Source organism: Phytoactinopolyspora mesophila (assembly GCF_010122465.1).
GTDB classification, from domain to species: Bacteria; Actinomycetota; Actinomycetes; order Jiangellales; family Jiangellaceae; genus Phytoactinopolyspora; species Phytoactinopolyspora mesophila.
The window spans coordinates 464,613-482,662 of record NZ_WLZY01000004.1; the positions used below are offsets into that span (position 1 = coordinate 464,613).

The 18,050-nt window shown below is 67.0% G+C and carries 20 protein-coding genes and 1 pseudogene; 11 read left to right on the forward strand and 10 right to left on the reverse strand.

Translation table 11 applies throughout. The features are described 5' to 3' along the window. Positions 1 to 72: 72 nt before the first annotated feature. Positions 73 to 543, forward strand: coding sequence for an Lrp/AsnC family transcriptional regulator (locus F7O44_RS14495; protein WP_162450944.1), 471 nt, complete (start codon positions 73 to 75; stop codon positions 541 to 543). Here the strand turns inward: F7O44_RS14495 and F7O44_RS14500 are convergent. The 5 genes from F7O44_RS14500 to F7O44_RS14520 all read right to left on the reverse strand — a co-directional run bounded on the left by F7O44_RS14500 (position 529) and on the right by F7O44_RS14520 (position 4,853). Then, entirely contained in the window at positions 529 to 1,716 is a 1,188-nt protein-coding gene (locus F7O44_RS14500; RefSeq protein WP_162451054.1) for an FAD-dependent oxidoreductase, read from the reverse strand. The two genes, F7O44_RS14495 and F7O44_RS14500, sit on opposite strands and share 15 nt — an antisense overlap. Before the next feature lie 49 nt (positions 1,717 to 1,765). Then, complete coding sequence (locus F7O44_RS14505; protein ID WP_162450945.1) at positions 1,766 to 2,290, reverse strand: pyridoxamine 5'-phosphate oxidase family protein; 525 nt, start codon at positions 2,288 to 2,290, stop codon at positions 1,766 to 1,768. A gap of 108 nt (positions 2,291 to 2,398) precedes the next feature. After that, a complete protein-coding gene (locus F7O44_RS14510) occupies positions 2,399 to 3,076 on the reverse strand; it encodes a hypothetical protein (RefSeq protein WP_174255928.1) in 678 nt (225 codons plus the stop codon). Positions 3,077 to 3,078: 2 nt separating this feature from the next. Beyond that, a complete protein-coding gene (locus F7O44_RS14515; RefSeq protein ID WP_162450946.1) occupies positions 3,079 to 3,942 on the reverse strand; it encodes an exodeoxyribonuclease III in 864 nt (287 codons plus the stop codon). Positions 3,943 to 4,010: 68 nt separating this feature from the next. After that, positions 4,011 to 4,853, reverse strand: coding sequence for an NAD(P)H-binding protein (locus tag F7O44_RS14520; RefSeq protein ID WP_162450947.1), 843 nt, complete (start codon positions 4,851 to 4,853; stop codon positions 4,011 to 4,013). A gap of 124 nt (positions 4,854 to 4,977) precedes the next feature. Between F7O44_RS14520 and soxR the strand changes: the two genes are divergently transcribed. Further along, on the forward strand, positions 4,978 to 5,433 hold the full coding sequence (gene soxR / locus F7O44_RS14525; RefSeq protein ID WP_162450948.1) for a redox-sensitive transcriptional activator SoxR: 456 nt from the start codon (positions 4,978 to 4,980) through the stop codon (positions 5,431 to 5,433). Between the two features lie 109 nt (positions 5,434 to 5,542). After that, positions 5,543 to 6,799: a flavin monoamine oxidase family protein gene (locus F7O44_RS14530; RefSeq protein WP_222851367.1), complete on the forward strand. Its 1,257-nt coding sequence runs from the start codon at positions 5,543 to 5,545 to the stop codon at positions 6,797 to 6,799. A gap of 52 nt (positions 6,800 to 6,851) precedes the next feature. Here the strand turns inward: F7O44_RS14530 and F7O44_RS14535 are convergent, their stop codons facing one another. Next, positions 6,852 to 7,661: a class I SAM-dependent methyltransferase gene (locus F7O44_RS14535; RefSeq protein WP_162450949.1), complete on the reverse strand. Its 810-nt coding sequence runs from the start codon at positions 7,659 to 7,661 to the stop codon at positions 6,852 to 6,854. Positions 7,662 to 7,731: 70 nt separating this feature from the next. Here F7O44_RS14535 and F7O44_RS31875 point away from each other — a divergent pair, with 70 nt between their 5' ends. Further along, the gene (locus F7O44_RS31875) at positions 7,732 to 8,295 is read left to right on the forward strand and encodes a CGNR zinc finger domain-containing protein (RefSeq protein WP_222851368.1); all 564 of its coding nucleotides are present in this window, start codon (positions 7,732 to 7,734) and stop codon (positions 8,293 to 8,295) included. A 51-nt stretch (positions 8,296 to 8,346) separates the two neighbouring features. Beyond that, on the forward strand, positions 8,347 to 8,907 hold the full coding sequence (locus F7O44_RS14545) for a GNAT family N-acetyltransferase (protein ID WP_162450951.1): 561 nt from the start codon (positions 8,347 to 8,349) through the stop codon (positions 8,905 to 8,907). 22 nt (positions 8,908 to 8,929) lie between these two features. On the opposite strand, the gene F7O44_RS14550 is transcribed toward F7O44_RS14545, so the two are convergent. Further along, on the reverse strand, positions 8,930 to 9,889 hold the full coding sequence (locus tag F7O44_RS14550; RefSeq protein WP_162450952.1) for a helix-turn-helix transcriptional regulator: 960 nt from the start codon (positions 9,887 to 9,889) through the stop codon (positions 8,930 to 8,932). A gap of 63 nt (positions 9,890 to 9,952) precedes the next feature. Between F7O44_RS14550 and F7O44_RS14555 the strand changes: the two genes are divergently transcribed. Then, positions 9,953 to 11,098: an epoxide hydrolase family protein gene (locus F7O44_RS14555; RefSeq protein ID WP_162450953.1), complete on the forward strand. Its 1,146-nt coding sequence runs from the start codon at positions 9,953 to 9,955 to the stop codon at positions 11,096 to 11,098. 56 nt (positions 11,099 to 11,154) lie between these two features. Here F7O44_RS14555 and F7O44_RS14560 read toward each other — a convergent pair whose 3' ends face one another. After that, positions 11,155 to 11,580: a PPOX class F420-dependent oxidoreductase gene (locus F7O44_RS14560; RefSeq protein ID WP_162450954.1), complete on the reverse strand. Its 426-nt coding sequence runs from the start codon at positions 11,578 to 11,580 to the stop codon at positions 11,155 to 11,157. A 141-nt stretch (positions 11,581 to 11,721) separates the two neighbouring features. Between F7O44_RS14560 and F7O44_RS31880 the strand changes: the two genes are divergently transcribed. Then, the gene (locus F7O44_RS31880) at positions 11,722 to 12,459 is read left to right on the forward strand and encodes an alanyl-tRNA editing protein (protein WP_162450955.1); all 738 of its coding nucleotides are present in this window, start codon (positions 11,722 to 11,724) and stop codon (positions 12,457 to 12,459) included. Positions 12,460 to 12,601: 142 nt separating this feature from the next. Further along, entirely contained in the window at positions 12,602 to 14,041 is a 1,440-nt protein-coding gene (locus F7O44_RS14570; protein WP_162450956.1) for a hypothetical protein, read from the forward strand. 4 nt (positions 14,042 to 14,045) lie between these two features. Here the strand turns inward: F7O44_RS14570 and F7O44_RS29650 are convergent, their stop codons facing one another. Together F7O44_RS29650 and F7O44_RS31885 are read right to left on the reverse strand one after the other, a co-directional pair. Further along, on the reverse strand, positions 14,046 to 14,339 hold the full coding sequence (locus F7O44_RS29650; RefSeq protein ID WP_343073875.1) for a DUF1949 domain-containing protein: 294 nt from the start codon (positions 14,337 to 14,339) through the stop codon (positions 14,046 to 14,048). A 112-nt stretch (positions 14,340 to 14,451) separates the two neighbouring features. Next, positions 14,452 to 14,682: pseudogene (locus tag F7O44_RS31885) on the reverse strand (YigZ family protein); the annotation flags it as partial. Between the two features lie 123 nt (positions 14,683 to 14,805). Between F7O44_RS31885 and F7O44_RS29655 the strand changes: the two are divergent. The 3 genes from F7O44_RS29655 to F7O44_RS14590 all read left to right on the forward strand — a co-directional run bounded on the left by F7O44_RS29655 (position 14,806) and on the right by F7O44_RS14590 (position 17,994). After that, entirely contained in the window at positions 14,806 to 15,756 is a 951-nt protein-coding gene (locus tag F7O44_RS29655; RefSeq protein WP_222851371.1) for a golvesin C-terminal-like domain-containing protein, read from the forward strand. Positions 15,757 to 15,898: 142 nt separating this feature from the next. Further along, positions 15,899 to 16,585 (forward strand): response regulator, encoded by a 687-nt coding sequence (locus tag F7O44_RS31890; protein WP_162450957.1) that lies wholly within the window; start codon positions 15,899 to 15,901, stop codon positions 16,583 to 16,585. Beyond that, on the forward strand, positions 16,582 to 17,994 hold the full coding sequence (locus F7O44_RS14590) for a HAMP domain-containing sensor histidine kinase (RefSeq protein WP_162450958.1): 1,413 nt from the start codon (positions 16,582 to 16,584) through the stop codon (positions 17,992 to 17,994). Before F7O44_RS31890 ends, F7O44_RS14590 begins: the two co-directional genes overlap by 4 nt. The last annotated feature ends 56 nt before the right edge of the window (positions 17,995 to 18,050 follow it).

Below are 18,050 nucleotides of genomic sequence, written 5' to 3' on the forward strand. Positions count from 1 at the left end.
ACGGCACTGCGGGCACCTCGCCGTTGATTCTCGGCGTATCCTCGTAGATCACTTTGTGAATGAAAGGACCTCATGGCAGACGAGATGGACTGGGCGATCCTGCGCGAGCTCCAGGACGACGCGCGGCTCTCGTACAACGAGCTTTCCCGGCGCGTGCACCTGTCGCCGCCGGCCGTGGCCGAACGGGTCCGCCGGCTCGAAGAGTCGGGCGTCATCGCGGGCTACCACGCACATGTGAACACCGCGTCCGTGGGATGGGCGATCAGCGCGTTTATCCGGCTGTCCTGCTACGGGCCGCGCTGTGTGCTCCGTGACCCGGAGGTGAAGCGCTGGCCCGAAATTCAGGAGATACACCGGGTCACGGGGGACGTGTGCAGCATCCTTCGGGTGGTGGCCGAATCGGTGGAGACGTTCGAGGCGCTGATCGACCGGCTGAGTGTGTACGGGCGGCCGTCGAGCTCCATGGTGTTGTCCACGCCACTCGACCGGCAGCCGATCGCTCCCACGGCTCGGTCGGCTGACGCGTCCTCAGACGACGTGTGACTCAGGGCGGGTCGTGGCGCCTGCCGCGAAGCGTTCGCCGCTGAGTGGTGTGACGTCGACCGGCGGGGTGCGGTCCAGATAGAGGTCACGGACGATCTCGCCGACGGCCGGTGCCTGCAGAAAGCCATGCCCGGAGAATCCGGTGGCGTACAGGAAGTTCTCCGGCGACGACGCGCGCCCGATGAGCGCATTGTGATCAGGCGTGACCTCGTACAACCCGGCCCAGCCGTTCGCGATGGCCATGTCGGCCAGCTCTGGAGCACGCCGCCGCATCGCCTGGCGGAACAGCTCCATCCAGCCTGGGGTCCAGCCGGTGTCGAATCCGGAGTTCTCCCTTGGGTCGGCCAAGCCGAACAGGAGGCCGTCGTCGCTGTTGTGGAAGTAGCCGCTGGAGTCGAAGTCGATCGTGAACGGGATGCGCGGTGCCGCGGGTCGCAGCGGCACGGTGAACGCGATCTGCCGGCGGAACGGCCGCACCGGCAGGTCGACGCCGGCCATCTCGCCGATCCGCGCGGACCATGCGCCTGCCGCACAGATCACCGTGGAGCATCGGATGGTGCCGCGCGACGTATGGACCGCGGTGATGTCGTCGCCATGAGTGTCCATGCCGACGACGCTGGTTTGGGGCATGATGCACACGCCTTCCCGCGCGGCGGCCTGGGCGTAGCCCTCGATGACGAGCGTGGGCCGGGCGTGGCCGTCGTCGGGCGAGAAGACCGCGGCCAGCAGACCCTCGGTTGTCACATATGGGCACAGCTGGTGGGCTTCATCCGGGCTCATCAGCCGGCTCGGCACCCCCAGGCGGTTCTGGATGGCGACGCTGTCCTCGAACGCGCTCACGTGGTCGTCAGTGGTGAGCAGGAACAGGTAGCCGACGTTGTCGAGTTTGATGTCGCGGCCGGGGCGGCGAGGGAAGTCTTGGAAGGCACGTAAGCTGCGGGCGCCGAGTTCGATGTTGAGGGGATCGGAGAACTGGGCGCGCACGCCGCCGATCGGTTTGCCGGAGCTGCCGCTGCCCAATTCGCTGCGTTCGAGCAGGACGACGTCTTTCACTCCGGCCTCGGCCAGGTGGAAGGCGATGCTGGCGCCCATGACGCCGCCCCCGACTATCACCACCGTTGCCCTCTCAGGCACCGATGCGCTGCCGGGCGAAACGATGCTGGACGGGCTCATAGACATGGGGCGATCCCTTCGGGCGGACTCGACACCAGTGTTCTACACCTCAGTCGGTGACGTAGGCGCCTCGTTGCGGGTCGAATCTGCGTGCTTCGGGGCCGCGCAGCCCATGGCGCGGGTCCCAGCGAGTGAGCGTGAGGTCCCCGGCTCGCCATTCCATCATCGAGACAAGGTCGAGAGAGACGGTGGCGACGTGCCACGACACGGGTCGCCAGCCGCGTCTGTCCTCGATAGCGTCCGCGATGGAGTCCCGGAGTTCGTCGTCAGGAAGCACATACGCCCGGCCGCGGATCTTGAGTTCGGTTTCCGGTTCGTCGGCGTTGACGATGGGGGACTGCAACACGAGGCGAGGATCCCGCGCGACATCGAGCGCCTTGAGCGACTGCGGAATGAGCACGAGGACCAGATGACCCTCTACCAGGTGCGCCTCGATGGGACTGATGCGTGGCGCTCCGTCTGGCCGGATAGTGCCGGCGTACACGAACCCCCATTGGCGGATGATGGAGCGGGCCCGAGCCGCGAAGTCCGGTGCGCTGTGCTTCAGGTGGCTCCAGCTGGACTGTTCAGTCATATGGCAGACACCCCCTTCAAGCCCCCGTGCCGCTACCGTACGCGACGACGAGCGCTCACGCAGCGAAGTTGGCTTCGCAACCGCGGATGTCGTTGTCCCGGCCCCAGGTCATCGTCTCGGGCGGACGATGACCTCACTGCCGATCGGCCGGAAGCCGACGGCGAGGAATGCGCGCAGGGATCGTGCGTTGCCCGGTGAGACCGCGGCGAATACCGGTTCACCGGGCGGAACGAGGCCGAGAGCGTCGTTGAGCAGCGACCGGCCCCAACCTTGGCCGCGACCTTCAGGTTCGGTCTCGATACTGAGCTCGCGCCGTCCGGCAAGACCGCTGGCCAAAGTCACCAGGCCGCGTTCGTCACCGTAGACCCGGACATCGTGACGCAGGCGAGCGGCATGGCGCACCCGCGGGTGAGCGGTCATGTCCGGTCGTTCAGGGAGCGGAACGCCCCCGCGCCCGTCCGCGACGAGAGTGGCATCGATCGTCCCGATCTCCCCCTGGGTGCCGGCCAGCCAGCGTAGGAAGTCAGGGGCCAGCGAGCGCCCGAATCCATCGGGCTGGTGTGCAGCGACCGAGGCGGCCGGTGCGTCCGTGGCGATGACGGCGTGGCCGGTGAACGCGACCGAGCACTCCAGGCTGTGGCCAAGTGCTGGCAGGACCTGGAACGCCCCGTCGGCGGGTGGGAACTCGCCGCGGGCCGCCGAGAGCAGGAGGTCGAGGAGTGGGTGCGCCTCGTCGTGCCCATGATCATGAACACTGTGTGACCGTATTGGTTCACTAGTGTTCATGATCACCGGGACTGGGGGAGCTTGACGGATCCCGGTTTGGGGACCCGGGCGGACGGTGGCGGCACCACCGGTCCGATGTCGCCGTCAGGCGCCTCGTCCAGGTCGACGATCACCGGCGCGTGGTCGCTCGGCCCGGTGCCCTTGCGTGCCTGCCGGTCCACCCACGCCGCCTTGACTCGCTCCGCGACCGAGCCGGTGGCCAGGGCAAGGTCGATTCGCATGCCGAGATCCTTGTGGAACATACCCGCGCGGTAGTCCCAATAGGTGAACACCCGATCATTGGGCCAGCGGTCGCGGACGACGTCATGCAACCCAATGGCCTGCAGGTCGCCAAGTGCGGCGCGTTCGGGCGGCGTGACGTGGGTCTGGCTGATGTAGGCATCCGGATCGAACACGTCGGCATCGGTCGGAGCGATGTTCACGTCTCCGCACACCATCGCATCCGGGGGACCGGATGCCACCACGTCCCGTAGCGCGGCGAGCCAGGCGAGCTTGTAGTGGTAATGCTCGGAGTCCGGTTCCCGGCCGTTAGGCACATAGACCGAGTGCACCCGGACGCCGCCGCACGTGGCCGCTACCGCGCGAGCTTCCGGATCCGGAAAGCCCGGTGCGCCCTCGATGCCGCTGACGACGTCGTCGAGGCCCACCCGGGACAGTATCGCCACGCCGTTCCAACGAGGCTCCCCGTGATGGGCGATCTCGTAACCGAGTGCGGCCAGTGGTTCCCCGAGCACCGCGGTGAACGCTTCGTCGGTGAGCTTGGTCTCCTGGAGGCAGACCACGTCGGGCTGCCGCTGTTCCAGCCAAGGCAGCAGCCGGGGTACCCGCTGCTTGGCAGAGTTCACATTCCACGTCGCTACCCGCACGTGCCCAACGTTAGCGCCCGTGGGTCCGCCTTCGGCTCGGGGCTACTCGCGGTGATCTTCACGCTGAGTCAGCGGAAGTCGTCGGCGTGGTCGGCAGCCCATTGCCGGAATGTGCGGGCCGGCTTGCCGGTGACTCGTTCGACGGTTGTGGTGACCGGCTCCGGGGAGTCCACCATCGCCGCCCACGCGTCGAGTGCCCCCTGAACGAAGCCCGGGTCGCCCCATTCGGCCAGGAGCTGCTCGTGCGCTTCCTCGCGGGAAAGCTCTTCCCACCGCACGGTACGACCGACCGCTTCGCCGATGATGTGTACCTGGTCGGCCTGGCTGACGAGCTCAGGCCCGGTCAGCGCGTATGCCTGGCCGACGTGCTGATCGTCGAGCAGCGCTAGGACGGCTACCGCGGCGAGGTCTGCCTCATGGACGAGGGACCTGCGCGCACCGCCGTATGGCCAGCGCACGACGCCGGCGCGGACCTCGTCGGCCCAGCCCAGCGTGTTCGTGGCGATGCCGCCCGAGCGGAGGAACGTCCACTCCACCCCGGCCTCCTCGACCAGCTGCTCGATCTCGCCCCAGAAGCCGTCCGGTCGTTGGTCGATGTCGGAGCCTATGGCGGAGAGGTAAACGATTCGGCTCGCGTGTTTGGCGAGGGTCTGTATCGCGGCGGGTGCGGTTTCGGTGGAGAAGTTCGGCCAGAGCAGGAAGACGGCGTCGACGCCGTCGGCGGCAGCGGCGAGAGTTTCCGGTTTGGCCAGATCGCCGGGAACGACGTCGACCCCGTCGGGCAGCCGTGCCGTGTCCGGGTTGCGGACCATGGCTCGGACCTGCACTCCGGCGGTGAGCAGGCCGGACACAACATGGCGGCCGACGTTGCCGGTGGCGCCGGTGACGAGGATGGTGCGGGGTGTAGTCATGGGATTCCCTCAGGTCGTGATGTCGTCGAGCAGCCGTGGGCTTCCCGGCGGAGGCCCTGGGTGACGGCCTCGTTCACGAGCTTCCAACTTAAACAATGGTTTAAGTCAAGCTACGGTGGTCGGCATGACTCCCATCCCTCCTGGCGCTGACGTTCTGACCATCGGCGAGTTGTCGGAGCGCAGCGGCGTGCCGTCGTCGGCGCTGCGCTTCTACGAGCGGCAAGGCCTGATCCGCAGCCGGCGGACGACAGGAAACCAGCGCCGTTACAGCCGGGCGACGCTTCGGCAGGTCGCCTTCATTCGCGCTTCACAGAACGTCGGTGTGCCGCTGGGCTTGATCGGCGAGGTGCTGGCGTTCCTGCCGGACGACGCCGCACCGACGCAAGAGTTCTGGGAGCGGGCGTCGTCGTGCTGGCGCGACATGCTCAATTCGCGGATCAAGCAGCTCGAACGCATGCGCGATCTGTTCACCGAATGCATCGGGTGCGGCTGTCTGTCGTTCGATCAGTGTCAGCTCATCAACCCTGGGGACAAGCTGGGTGAGCAGGGGCCGGGACCGCGCCGGCTGGTCAAGTCCTGAGCGAGATGCCCGCGGCCAGGCCGCTGCGGTTGCGGGAGCCTGGCGGCGGAGTCCGGCTGGAGGGCAGAGTCTTGCGCCACTCGCACAGGGAGCTGTGATCATAGTGACCGTGACGGAACATGTGCGCGTAGTTGTCGTCGGGGCGGGAGCGGCCGGTCTGGCGGCCGCACTGGAACTGCGTCGGGCCGGCGCCGAGGTGACAGTGCTGGAGGCCCGGCCGCGGGTGGGCGGGCGCATCCACACGGTCACCTTCCCAGACGGCCGATGGGCCAATGCGGGCGCAGAGTGGGTGAACTCCGATCACCATCTGGTTCGTGAGCTGGCTGCCGCATATGGACTGGCGTTGATACCGGCGCGGGGTTTCGAAGCGTTCGTCGTCGAAGGCCGGCTCCATGAGGAGGAGCCTTCGGAGCTATCCGTGATCGGGGATGCTCTCGAACGTCTGGCCAACGGCCTGACGGATCCGGATGCACCATGGCGTGATCGATTCGCCCTTGACCTCGACCGGCGCAATGTTGCCGAATGGCTCGACGAACTCCGCCCACCCGACACCGCGCGGGCATGGATCGAGACCTATGCGCGCGGTGAATACATGGTGGAGCCGCACGAGCTATCGCTGGCCGTGATGGCGCTCGCCGTCCGGCTCGATACGGCTGACACCGCGTTCCGGTTCGCCGACGGCACAGCCGCGCTCGTTGAGGCGATGACGCGAGATCTCGGATCCGAACGGATACGTCTCGGCGAGCCGGTTCAGCGCATCGAGCACGACGCGTCGGGTGTTTCGGTCGTGACGCATCACGCCGAGTACGAGGCCGACGACGTCGTGGTAACGGCGCCCCTGCCAGCCGTCGACCAGATCACGATCGATCCCGCGATCGAGGTGCCGTCAGTCGGGCAAGGCCGCGGCGGGAAACTGCTCGTGCCGTACCCATCACGGGGGTGGGATCGGGTCGAGGGCGACGCCGACGTCGATGCCGCTTTCGATTTCGTGTACGAGAACGCTCCGGACCAGCCGGGCTCGGGGCGAGTGCTGACCGCCTACGGCACGCGCGTGATCGGCGACGACGACGTCCATCACGCCTTCGCCACCTGGTTTCCGGATCTGGAAACACCCGATGGTGACGCCATCGCCGCGTGGTGGAGCACCGAGCCGGAGACTGGATGCACGTACTCGGCGTTCCGGCCGGGTGACCTGCCCGCGCTGGCACGAATCCGTGAACCGTTCGGCCGGATCCACCTGGCCGGTGAACACACCGAGGTCGTCAACGGCTATGTCGAGAGCGCACTGCGCAGCGGTCGTCGTGTCGCCAACCGGATTCTGGAGAGGGCGTCCAGCGGCCAGATTGGTGGAGAGTTTCCGCGATAACGGTCGCTGCGGTTTCCGTTCGCGCGCCGTAGCGCGCCGCCGGCGATCGACGTCAGCGGACGGCAACCAGCACATGGTCGTCTCCGACCTGCCACAGCGGCGCGACGCTGCTGAACCCCGCTGCGCGCAGCATGTCCGACTGTTCACCCACGGTGAGGCCGTTGCCGTGATGGCTGTGTGCGTCCTCGTCGCCGTCGTTCGAGGCCGTCTGCGCGCTGTCGAAGCGCTCGGCCCGGGCTCGGGCGAGCTCGCCGAACTCCGGCTCGGCGAGAATCGTGTCCCACCAGCTCCGCCATTCCTCGTTGTCCTGCACACCGGCCCGAACGGCTCGCCGGTTCCGGACGGTCTCGGCCAGGGCCTGCATCCGTGCGTCACCGATGCCCAGATGGTCGCCGTTGACCACCACGCCGCCAGGTTCGATCACTTCGCCCAGCGCGCGATACATCTGCTCCAGCTCGTCGCTGGTCAGCCAGTGCAGCGCCGTTGTGGACACGGCGGCATGGACGGTTGAAGGAAGCCGGCGACGCCAGGACGGCGAGGCGAGGTCGTCGTCGACCCATTCGATGCCCTCGCGATAGTGGGATCTGGCCAGTCCGAGCAGAAGTGGGTCGGAGTCGATGCCGATGATCGCGGCCGCGGGGATACGTTCATGTAGGCGCGCGGCGAGCGAACCGGGCCCGCAACCGAGGTCGACCACCACAGGCTCGGCGACGTCGGCCACGGCGGTCTCCACGATGTCGCAGATGACAGCGAAGCGTTCCTCGCGGTCGGCGACATAGAACTCTTGCTGTTCGTCCCAGCGACGCATCCACGCGGCCGCCGTGGTGCTCGATACGGTCGCGTTAGCAGTGTTCTGCGTCATGCTGACTCCATCACTGTCGATAAACTCTTTGCCAGTGACGACGCTAGTCCCGGAAGGGGTAACTGGTCAAGTGAACTTTGACAGTCACACCAGTGACGTGCTCGCCGCCGCCGTGAAGGTCATCAACCTGCTCACGCCTGGGTATGCACGCGGTCGCGAGTACCACCCGGCCGCCACCGCCGACGACGTGCGGCAGGAACTGCACTGGCGTTCCGCTCGCGAGTACGAAGTCTCCGACGCCGACGTGGACACGTTGCGCGGCTACGCTGAACGGCTCCGCGCCATCTTCGAGGCCGTCGACTGTGGGCGTATCGACGACGCCTGTGAACAGACCAACACCCTGCTCCGCGAGACGCAGGCGGCACCGGTGTTGACCAGGCACGACGACGAGCCGTGGCATTTGCACTTCCACGCCGCGGATGCCGAATGGGCCCGTAGCTGGGCTGCGCCCATGGCGACTGGACTGGCGGTTGTCCTCGGCAATCCAGTCTTCGACCGGCTGGGAATCTGCACAGCGCCGATGTGCGACCGCGTCTTTGTTGATACGTCGCGCAACGGCGCCCGAAGATTCTGCTCGACCGCGTGCCAGAATCGGGTGAAAGCCGCCGCATTCCGAGCCCGGCAGCGGACATGACGGGCGTCTTCACGGCAGCGACGGCGCCTGCAACGCTCTGAAGGAATGTGAATGATCGAGCAGTTCAAGCCCATCGTGACCAAGCGCCTGGTCCTGCGCCCGTTCACCGCCCGGGACGAAGAAGACATGCTGGAGTTCGAGTCACGCGAAGACGTGGCCCGCTACCTCTTCAACGAGCCCCGGACCCGGGAAGACAACGCCCGCGAGTTGGCCGCCCGCCAGACCAAGACGGCGCTGCGCAAACAGGGCGACACCCTGATTCCAGCCATCGAGCTGGACGGCAAGGTCATCGGTTACACAGTCTTGAGCTGGTTGAGCGAGCAGAACCGGCAAGGCGAGTTCGGCTACGTGCTGCACCCGGACTTCGGTGGCCAGGGGTACGCCACCGAGGCCGGTATCGAGATGCTGCGGCTCGGTTTCGAGGAGATGCGGCTGTACCGCATCATCGGGCGCTGCGATGCACGCAACACGGGCTCCGCTCGGGTGATGGAGCGCATCGGGATGCGCAAAGAGGCCCATTTCGTCGGCAACGAAATCTTCAAGGGTGAGTGGGGCGAAGAACTGGTTTACGCCATGCTCGAGTCGGAGTGGAAACAATCCCCTTGGGCCTGAACCGTCGTCCGTTGCTGCTGTTTCACGGCACGAGCTTGGCGGCCGCACGTTGATATCGCACCGCCGCACGTAGGAGTTGTTCAGCCAGCTCTGGTGGATGCTCGACCTCGAAGTCCACGTCGAGAGCACCGAGCAGGAACGCGAGCGAGTGCAGCGTGTCCGCGCCGAAATGCAGCAAACAGGCATCGCGGTCGATCGGTTCGATCCGGCCGTAGGTGGTCGCCCGCCTAGCGGTCGCGGAGTCGGCCGGAACGTGCAACTTCACGGTGGCTTGGTAGGGCCAGGCCTGGTCGACGCTGCGGGCGACGAAGGCCGCCGCATCGCCGCCGGGTAGCTCTCGTGGTGAGAACCGCGGCCCGGTCGGTGTTCGCGTGCGGATCCGGTCGACCCGGAAGGTGCGCCAGTCGCGACGGTCCAGGTCCCATGCCACCAGGTACCAGCGTTTGCTCCATGTGACGAGTTCGTGTGGCTCGGTGTCGCGGCGGCTCGGTGTGCCTTGGCGGCCGTGGTAGTCGAATCGGAGCCGCTCGTGGTCGCGGCACGCTGTGGCCACCGCGGTGAGTTCGTTCGCGTCGACGGCGGGGCCGGCCGGCGTCTGCACCGTGGAGACTCGCAACGCCTCGATGCGCCGCCAGAGCCGGTGCGGTAGCACTTGCTCCAGCTTGAGCAGGGCACGCAAGGCCGCTTCACCGACCCCGGTTACGCCGCTCCCGGTAGCGGTGCGCAGGCTGACAGCCACCGCGACGGCTTCCTCGTCGTCGAGCAGCAGCGGCGGTAACCGGCCGCCAGCACCGAGCCGGTACCCGCCGGCCGGGCCCATGTCGACATCGATCGGATAGTCGAGGTCACGCAGTTTGTCGATGTCTCGCCGCACGGTTCGGGTACTTACCCCCAGATGCTCAGCGAGTTCCGCTCCGGGCCACTCGCGACGAGACTGCAGGAGGCTCAGTAGCCGGAGTAGACGAGCAGAGGTTTCCTTCATGCCCGACATTATGACCGGAGTAGAGGACCGAATCTGTCCGCTACTTCGCTTAGCTTCGGAGGTATGGATACCTCGATCAAGCCCTTCCGCATCAACGTTCCGCAGGCTGATTTGAACGACCTCGCCATGCGCCTGAAGAACACCCGCTGGCCCGACGAACCGTCCGGCATCGACTGGAGTTTCGGCATTCCCGTCGGCTACCTGCGGGAACTCGCCGACTACTGGCGAACCCGCTACGACTGGCGGGCCCACGAAGCGCGGCTGAACACCTTTGCGCAATTCACCACTGAGATCGACGGACATGATGTGCATTTCGTGCACGTCCGCTCGCCTGAGCCCGGTGCGCTGCCACTGGTGTTGACTCACGGATGGCCCGGATCGATCGTGGAGTTCATCGATCTGATCGGCCCATTAGCTGATCCACGCGCCCACGGCGGCGACCCGGCGGACGCCTTCCACGTAGTAGTGCCCTCTCCACCGGGCTTCACGCTGTCCGGGCCCACCCGTGAGCTGGGCTGGTCGGTGGCCAGGGTTGCGCGGGCGTGGGCGGAGCTGATGCGCCGCCTGGGCTACGACAGATACGTCGCGCACGGCGGTGATTTCGGTTCGCTGGTCTCTCGAGAGCTGGGTCTCGTTGATTCCGAACATCTCGCCGCGCTGCACCTCACCTCGGTCTTCTCAGCGAGCGCGACCCCGGAGAACGCTGATTTCTCCGTCGAGGCGGAGAAAATCAGCGTGGAGAAGGGGTACCGATACGAATATGAGCTCGGCGGCTACGCGTCGATCCAGGGAACGAAGCCGCAGCTCATGGCCTATGGGTTGACCGATTCGCCGGTCGCGCAACTGGCTTGGATCGCCGACGGGTTCAAGGCGTGGACGGACTCCACCGATGTGCCCGAAGACGCCGTGGATCGCGACGCGATGCTGACCAACGTGATGTTGTACTGGTTGACCGGCACAGCTGGATCGTCGGCGCGTTATTACAAGGAGGGCGTGGAGACCTGGGGAGAACCCGAGCCGGAGTCCTCGGTGCCGACGGCCGTCGCCGTCTTCCCGCACGACATCGCCCTACCGATCCGCCGGCTGGCCGAGCGGAACAATGCCATCGTGCGGTGGACCGAGTTCGACCGGGGCGGGCATTTCGCGGGCATGGAAGAACCCGATCTGCTCCTTGAGGACCTGCGAGAGTCTTTCCGCGCCTACCGCTAGAGACACCCCATGATCATGAACACTTCATGACCATATCGGTCACGAAGTGTTCATGATCATGGGGCAGGGGCGTCGTGGAACGCTTTCCTCGGCTCGTACCAGGTCTCGCCAGCGGGCTCGCCGGCGATGTTCCAGCTCCACGAGACGGTTGGCGTGATGCGGATGTAGGTTCCTGGGCCCACCATGCCGACTCGTTCGAATGGTTCCTCGGCGTACCCGAAGACCCGGATGCAGCGCGTGATGAAGGGCTCGAAGGAAACCATGTCGTCGACAACCAGGGCGACTTTGTGGTTCCCGGCCCGCACGTTGCGGAACTTGCGGGTTTCGGTCACGTTCGGGCCGGGACCACCGACCCAGAAGAACGACCCGTCGTATTCAAACGCAACGGGGACTGCATCCGGCTGCCCGCCCGGTCCAACGGTGGCGAGCCGGGCGAGCGACTGTGAGCTCAGGTAGGCGATCTCTTCAGCGGTGAACGTCATGAATGCCTCCATGCGTGGAGATGATTGTTCCGATACTCATACGAACGGCAGCCGGTCGCATCGACGTGCCGGCCGTTATCCGTTGGATTAGTGCAGGGCATTCCATTGGGGCGTCCCGGCGGACGGCGTAGAGTCAGATTCGTGCGGCATGATCACCATGGCCGGACGCACCGGCTAGAACTTGGCGACCAGACACTTCGCGAATGGGATTGCACGGTTCTCGCCAGCGATCCCGAAGACGGCATAGTGCTCGACCGCTCCGCCTTCTACCCGGGCGGCGGTGGGCAACCGCCCGACCACGGCGTGCTGCTGTGGGGTGGCGTTCAGACACGGATCGTGGGGGTGCGGGCGCGGGACGATCTCTGGCTCATTCCCGAGCCCGACGATCCGTTGCCGCCTGTTGGTGCCCAGGTCCAGGGGGCTATCGACGACGAGCGCCGCAGCATGCTCATGCGCACACATTCCGGCCTGCACGTGCTGTGCGGCGTGATGTTCCGTGACTTCGGCGTGCCGGTCACCGGCGGCAACATGGAACCGGGCGAGGCACGGCTCGACTTCGACTTCCCCGAGGTTCCGGCCGGGTTCAAGGAGTCGTTGACGGAGGCGCTGAACGCCGAGGTGGTTGCGGACCGCGCCATCCAGGTGAAGGTGTTGCCCCGTGAAGAGGCTTACCAGCTCGGCCCGATCATCCGGACCGCGACGGATCTGCTTCCGCCGGAGCTCGAGGTGGTGCGGCTGATCGACATCACCGGCCTGGACCTGCAGGCCGACGGCGGTACCCACGTCGCCTCCACGCGGCAGATCGGCCGGATCGAGGTCAAGAAGGTGGAGAACAAGGGACGCGGCTTCCGGAGAGTGCGGATCAGACTGCCGGAGTAGGTGTGGCGAAGCCTGAAGGGAGTGCGTCCGGGCGTCCGGCCCCATCGCGGATCTCGTGAGTGAGCAACGGGACTGATACGGCGGTCGTCAACGCAAGGCGGGTGCGTGAGGAACCCGAACGGGTAGAGAATCGTCCATGGGCATGCTCCCGGATCGAGACGAGTTCAGCCGCTGGAACGATGAGCTGGCACAGACCGGGTCTCGGCTGACCGGCACGGCGCAGCACGAGCGGTTCGTCGACAGCCTGGGTGAGCGGCTGGAGTCCCTTGGCCTCGAGGTGCACCGCGACACGGTTCGATTCACCCGTTGGCAGCCACGCCGTTGGGATCTGCGGGTGAGTGCGGCGATGACCCGATCCCTTCCGGTCAGCTCACCGTTCCCCTACTCCGGAGAGACACCTCCCGAGGGCGTCAGCGGTGAACTCGTCTACTGCGGCGGCGCACCGGGATCGTTCGAGGCGGCCGCGGGCCGGATCGCGATTGTCGAGGTCCGGGTGCCCCGGATTCCCACGCTGATCTTGCCTCGCCGGTCGGGCCGCCTGCCACTCACCATCACCAACCCGTTGCTGGCATCGTTCCTTCGGGCGCCGGACCTGGCTGCGGCCCGCGCCGCAGGCGTGCGGGCGGTGATAGGCGTGTGGAGAGGTGTTTCGCCCGATAACGCTGCTGGCCAGGTGCTGCCCTTCACCTTGCCCTACCAGGGCTGTCCGGGCCTGTGGGTCGATGCTTCGACCGGCGACGAGCTCATCGACGCGGCACGACGCGGCGAGACCGCCACTCTCGTGCTCGACGCCGAGATCACCGACGACGCCGTGACGCACACCATCTGGACAGAGGTGGCGGGCGCCGACCCTGCAGCCGCGGGCGAGACCGTCGTCGTGAACACCCACACCGACGGGCCGAACCTGATCGAGGAGAACGGCGGCCTCGCACTGCTCGCCCTGGCCGGGCACGCCAGGCACGCCGTCGGTGCGAGCCGGTGGCGGCGCTCGCACGTCTTCGCCTTCGTGAGCGGGCATTTCCGCATCCCCGACATCGCCACTGATCCGCACGGGCAGGCGACCAGCACCTGGCTGGACGCACACCCCGAACTATGGGACGGGGAGCACGGGCATCGGCGTGCGGTCGCGGGTGTCACCGTCGAACATCTCGGGGCCACCGAATGGGATGACCGGCGCGGCCGCGCGCCGTACCGGCACACGGGCGCACCGGCCCACGAGCTCGTGTACACCGGCAACCCGGAGATGGAGCGGATCTATCATGCGGCGTCACGGTTGCAACTGCCGCGGCGCCCGGTGACGCTGCGACCAGCCTTCGGTGTCTATTTCGGTGAGGGGGCCGCGCTGTATCGCGCCGGTCTGCCGACGATCTCGCTGGTGCCCGGCCCGTCGTATCTCGCGGCCGAGGCGCCCGACGGCGGGCGACAGTGGTTCGACCCGGTGCTGGCCCATGCGCAGCTGATGACCTTCGCCCGAGTCTTGGAAGAGATCGACCGGACCCCCACGTCGCAGGTCGGCGTTGCCCAACCAGAGCTGGGCGCCGCCTTGGGCCGGCTGACTGACAAGGTGGCCGCTCGCGGATGAGCCCCTAGACGTCCGTCCACTCGATCTCGCCGGCGACATGCCGCGCAGCGCCCTGGCTCCATGACGCCAGATCGGCGACGGTGCGTTCGACGGCATCAACGGGCACGGCTATCCGCAGGACGGCTTCGTCCGGCCCGAAGGCGACATCATGGACGGCGATCCCGGCATTGCGGATCGCGCCGTCGAGCCGTCCGGCCGTGGAGTGGTCGACGTGGACTCGTAGGCGGCGCATCAGCCGCCGCTCCCGGGTGCCGACGTCGTCGAGCGCCGCGGCCACAGCATCGGAATACGCGCGCACCAAGCCGCCGGTGCCGAGGAGGGTGCCGCCGAACCAGCGCGTGACGACGGCGAACGACGTCGGTGACGTCCCGGCGGTTCAGCACGTCGAGCATGGGTGCTCCGGCTGTTCCGGACGGTTCGCCGTCGTCGTTGCTGCGTTGCAGATCTCCCGTCGGCCCGATCCGGAAAGCCGAACAATGATGCCGCGCATCCCAATGGGTGCGGCGGGCGTCCTCGACGACCCCGCGGGCGGCGTCCTCGGACTCGGCGCGAACCAGCCGGCACCGGAATCGGGAGCGTTTGACCTCGATCTCTACCTCGCCGTCCCGGGCGATGGTGGTGTAGCGCTCGGGTGCGGGCATCGGTCCAGTTTAAGGATCGCGGGAGTCGCTCACGGCAGAAATGATCTTGCGAGGCCTTCACAGGCCACTTGACTCCTGGTTCAATGGTCTAGACCATCCTAGCCCCGAGGATTGGACAAGCCCATGAGACACCGCATCACGGGCCGGTTCGCGGTCGTGGCCGCGACCGCGCTCGCCGCGACCATCCTGACGCCGGTCGGGCCCGCCGCGGCAGACGAGTTCAGTGTCGTCGTCGAGGCCACGGACTCCGATCGGTTCACCGCGAGTGAGAACTGGGAAACCTCGTCGTGGTCCGATCAGCGTTACGGCGACGAGTATTACTTCGCCGACCCCGACACCAGCGCCAGCGACGCGGCCTGGTACTCGGCCGACATCCCCGAGACCGGCACGTATCGCGTCGAGGTCTGGTACCCGGCCAACGCCGGATACAACAACCGGACACCGTTCGTTGTCGCGACCGCTGACGGCAACCAGACCGTGCACGTCAACCAGCGCAGCAATGGCGGACAGTGGGTGAACCTGGGCGTCTTCCAGCTCGCCTCTGGCAATGACGACGTGGTGGCGGTGAGCCGTTGGACCACGGGAGACGGGTACGTGATCGCCGACGCGATCCGGATCAGCGAAGCGCCCGACGGTGGCAGTGACGAGTGGTCTTTGCCAGTACCGGACGACTTCTTCCCCCGCTCGGAGTACGAGCGGACCCACCACACCTACCCGGCCATCGATCTGCGGACCCCGACCGGCACGCCTGCCCGTGCGGTTCGCGCAGGCACCGTCACCAGGATCGACGACGGCAGCTGCGGGCTGGGCATGAGCCTGGCCGGCACCGACGGCGCCACGTATAACTACTGCCATTTCTCGGCGTGGTCGGTCCCGAGCGGGACCACCGTCGTGCCTGGCCAGCAGATCGGTCTGACGGGCAACACCGGGACGTCCACCGGACCGCACCTGCACCTGCAGATCCGCACACCTGACGGCGCGCTCCGGTGCCCGCAGAATCTACTCCTCGCGATCTACGACGGCGTTACCCCGCCGGCGGCGAACACCTTGCCCACCAGCGGCTGCACACACTGACGAGTTGCCAGGCGCGGAGCCGGGACCAGGTCTACCGGCTCCGCGCCACGGCCAGGTAGCCCAGGACGGGTAAAACCGCTGGTACAAGCCTTGTCCCGCCGGTTCTTAGGTTGCTCTTAAACGAAACGCGCACACTGAACCTGTGCGAGTCCTCGTGGTGGACGACGAGCCGGTGCTGCTGGAGTCACTGGCTCGATCGTTGCGATTCGAAGGCTACGAGGTAGTCACGGCCGGAAACGGTGCCGAGGCACTGGAGCAGCTGCCCGCCATGCGTCCCGACGTGCTGGTGCTCGACGTGATGATGCCGCGGCTGGACGGCATCGAAGTATGCCGCCGCATCCGTGATGCCGGTGACCGCACCCCCGTATTGATGCTGACCGCCCGGGACGCCGTGCGGGATCGAGTGCGCGGGCTCGACGTGGGCGCCGACGATTATCTGGTGAAACCGTTCGCACACGAGGAGCTGCTGGCCAGGCTGCGAGCCATGCTCCGGCGAGTTGGAAGCACCGCCGACGAACGCCCGCTGGTGGTGGGTGACCTGCACATGGATCCGAAGCGCTGGCACGTGGTGCGCGGCGAGCGTCAGCTCACCCTGACCCGGACGGAATTCGGTGTGCTCGAGCTGCTGATGCGACACCCGGGACAGGTTCTAACCAGGGCGCAACTGTACGAGAACGTGTGGGGGGCGAACCTCGACGGCTCGACGAACTCCGTCGACGTGTACGTCGGATACCTGCGCAAGAAGCTCGAAGCGAACGGCGAGCCACGGATGCTGCACACGGTGCGTGGGGTGGGTTTCGTGCTGCGGCCCCCCGAGCGGGAAACATGACGCTGCGCACCCGCCTGGTGTTGCTGGCCTCCGCCGCTGTGGCTCTCGCGGTCCTGGCCGCGTCGGTGGCTGCGTGGTTCCTCATCCGTGGCACGCTGATGGACGAGGTCGACCAGCGGCTGCTGGAGCGGACACCAAGCCTCGACCGGATAGCTGACGGGACCGTCCGGATCTCGGAAGAGCCAGCTGCTGGGGAGATCGAGGAGATCGAGAAGGTCGAGGGTGGGCCTCTCATGCTGCTTCAGGGCCAGCCCATCGGCGTTCAGCGGGTCGCACCGGACGGCACCGTATTGACCGCGGCGCCGCCAGGGGACCTACCGCTTGACCTCCACCCGGATGAGCGCGGGATCGTCGACGGCGAGACCGGAGACCCGCTGTTGTGGACCGCGACGGTCGACGGCGCGTCATACCGGGTCATGAGCGCGCCGCTCGACGACGAGTCCTTCTTGCGCCTGGTGCATCCGCTCGAGGATGTGGAGAACGCGCTGACCCGGATGGCCTGGCTGCTGGTAGGTGTGGCGGGTGTTGGTGTCGCGATCGCCGGCGGTGCTGGTTGGGTGATCGTACGAGCTGGCCTTCGTCCGGTCGACCGCCTCACCGAGGCGGCGGAACAGGTCGCCGCTACCAACGACCTCGCGCATCGGATCGACACAGTGGGCCACAAGCGAGATGAGGTCGCCCGGCTGGCGCGTTCGGTGAACACCATGCTGGCGGCTTTGGACGATGCCCGGACCGAGCAGCGGCAACTGGTGGAGAACGCCGGACACGAGCTACGGACGCCACTCGCCACGCTACGCAACGACATCGGTGTTCTCATCCGGGCTGAGCAGCATCCCGAGCGTGAGCTCGACGCCAAGGACCGCGCGGACCTGCTACGCGATCTCGATCTCGAAGCGGCGGCGCTCTCCGACATGGTCGCCGAACTCGTCGACTTGGCACGCGGTGAAGTCGAGCCCGAGCCGCTGCTGGAAACCGACCTGCGTGCGCTGGTCGACAGGGCGATCGCCCGCACTCGCCGGATCGATCCACGGGCGACGATCGACATCCGGGGAGCGAGCTTCGAAGCCACCGTCCGCCCGGCGATGCTCGAACGGGCGATCGCCAACCTCCTGCGCAACGCCGTCCAGGTCAGCGATGACGCCGGTCTGGTTGAGGTAAACCTCGCCGAGTGCGACGGGTGGGCGACGGTGCGCGTGCTCGACCGCGGACCGGGCATTGCCGAGCACGACCTGCCAAGGCTGTTCGAGCGGTTCTACCGTGGCGACAGCGCGCGTGGGCGGCATGGCTCCGGGCTGGGACTGGCGATCGTCGCCCAAGCCGCGGAGCAGCACGGCGGGAGCGCCGATGCGGCCAACCGCGATGGCGGCGGCGCCGTGTTCACTCTGCGGATTCCGGCACGTCAGGGCTAAGAGGCAGGGCAGCCTCCTGGTGTCGTGATTCTCAGGTAGCTCATAAAGAAGTTCTA

Coding starts and splice junctions, on each gene's coding strand:
- F7O44_RS14495 (WP_162450944.1), top strand. CDS start 73: ATGGCAGACGAGATGGACTGGGCGATCCTGCGCGAGCTCCAGGACGAC.
- F7O44_RS14500 (WP_162451054.1), bottom strand. CDS start 1,716: ATGAGCCCGTCCAGCATCGTTTCGCCCGGCAGCGCATCGGTGCCTGAG.
- F7O44_RS14505 (WP_162450945.1), bottom strand. CDS start 2,290: ATGACTGAACAGTCCAGCTGGAGCCACCTGAAGCACAGCGCACCGGAC.
- F7O44_RS14510 (WP_174255928.1), bottom strand. CDS start 3,076: ATGAACACTAGTGAACCAATACGGTCACACAGTGTTCATGATCATGGG.
- F7O44_RS14520 (WP_162450947.1), bottom strand. CDS start 4,853: ATGACTACACCCCGCACCATCCTCGTCACCGGCGCCACCGGCAACGTC.
- soxR (WP_162450948.1), top strand. CDS start 4,978: ATGACTCCCATCCCTCCTGGCGCTGACGTTCTGACCATCGGCGAGTTG.
- F7O44_RS14535 (WP_162450949.1), bottom strand. CDS start 7,661: ATGACGCAGAACACTGCTAACGCGACCGTATCGAGCACCACGGCGGCC.
- F7O44_RS14545 (WP_162450951.1), top strand. CDS start 8,347: ATGATCGAGCAGTTCAAGCCCATCGTGACCAAGCGCCTGGTCCTGCGC.
- F7O44_RS14550 (WP_162450952.1), bottom strand. CDS start 9,889: ATGAAGGAAACCTCTGCTCGTCTACTCCGGCTACTGAGCCTCCTGCAG.
- F7O44_RS14555 (WP_162450953.1), top strand. CDS start 9,953: ATGGATACCTCGATCAAGCCCTTCCGCATCAACGTTCCGCAGGCTGAT.
- F7O44_RS14560 (WP_162450954.1), bottom strand. CDS start 11,580: ATGACGTTCACCGCTGAAGAGATCGCCTACCTGAGCTCACAGTCGCTC.
- F7O44_RS14570 (WP_162450956.1), top strand. CDS start 12,602: ATGCTCCCGGATCGAGACGAGTTCAGCCGCTGGAACGATGAGCTGGCA.
- F7O44_RS29655 (WP_222851371.1), top strand. CDS start 14,806: ATGAGACACCGCATCACGGGCCGGTTCGCGGTCGTGGCCGCGACCGCG.
- F7O44_RS14590 (WP_162450958.1), top strand. CDS start 16,582: ATGACGCTGCGCACCCGCCTGGTGTTGCTGGCCTCCGCCGCTGTGGCT.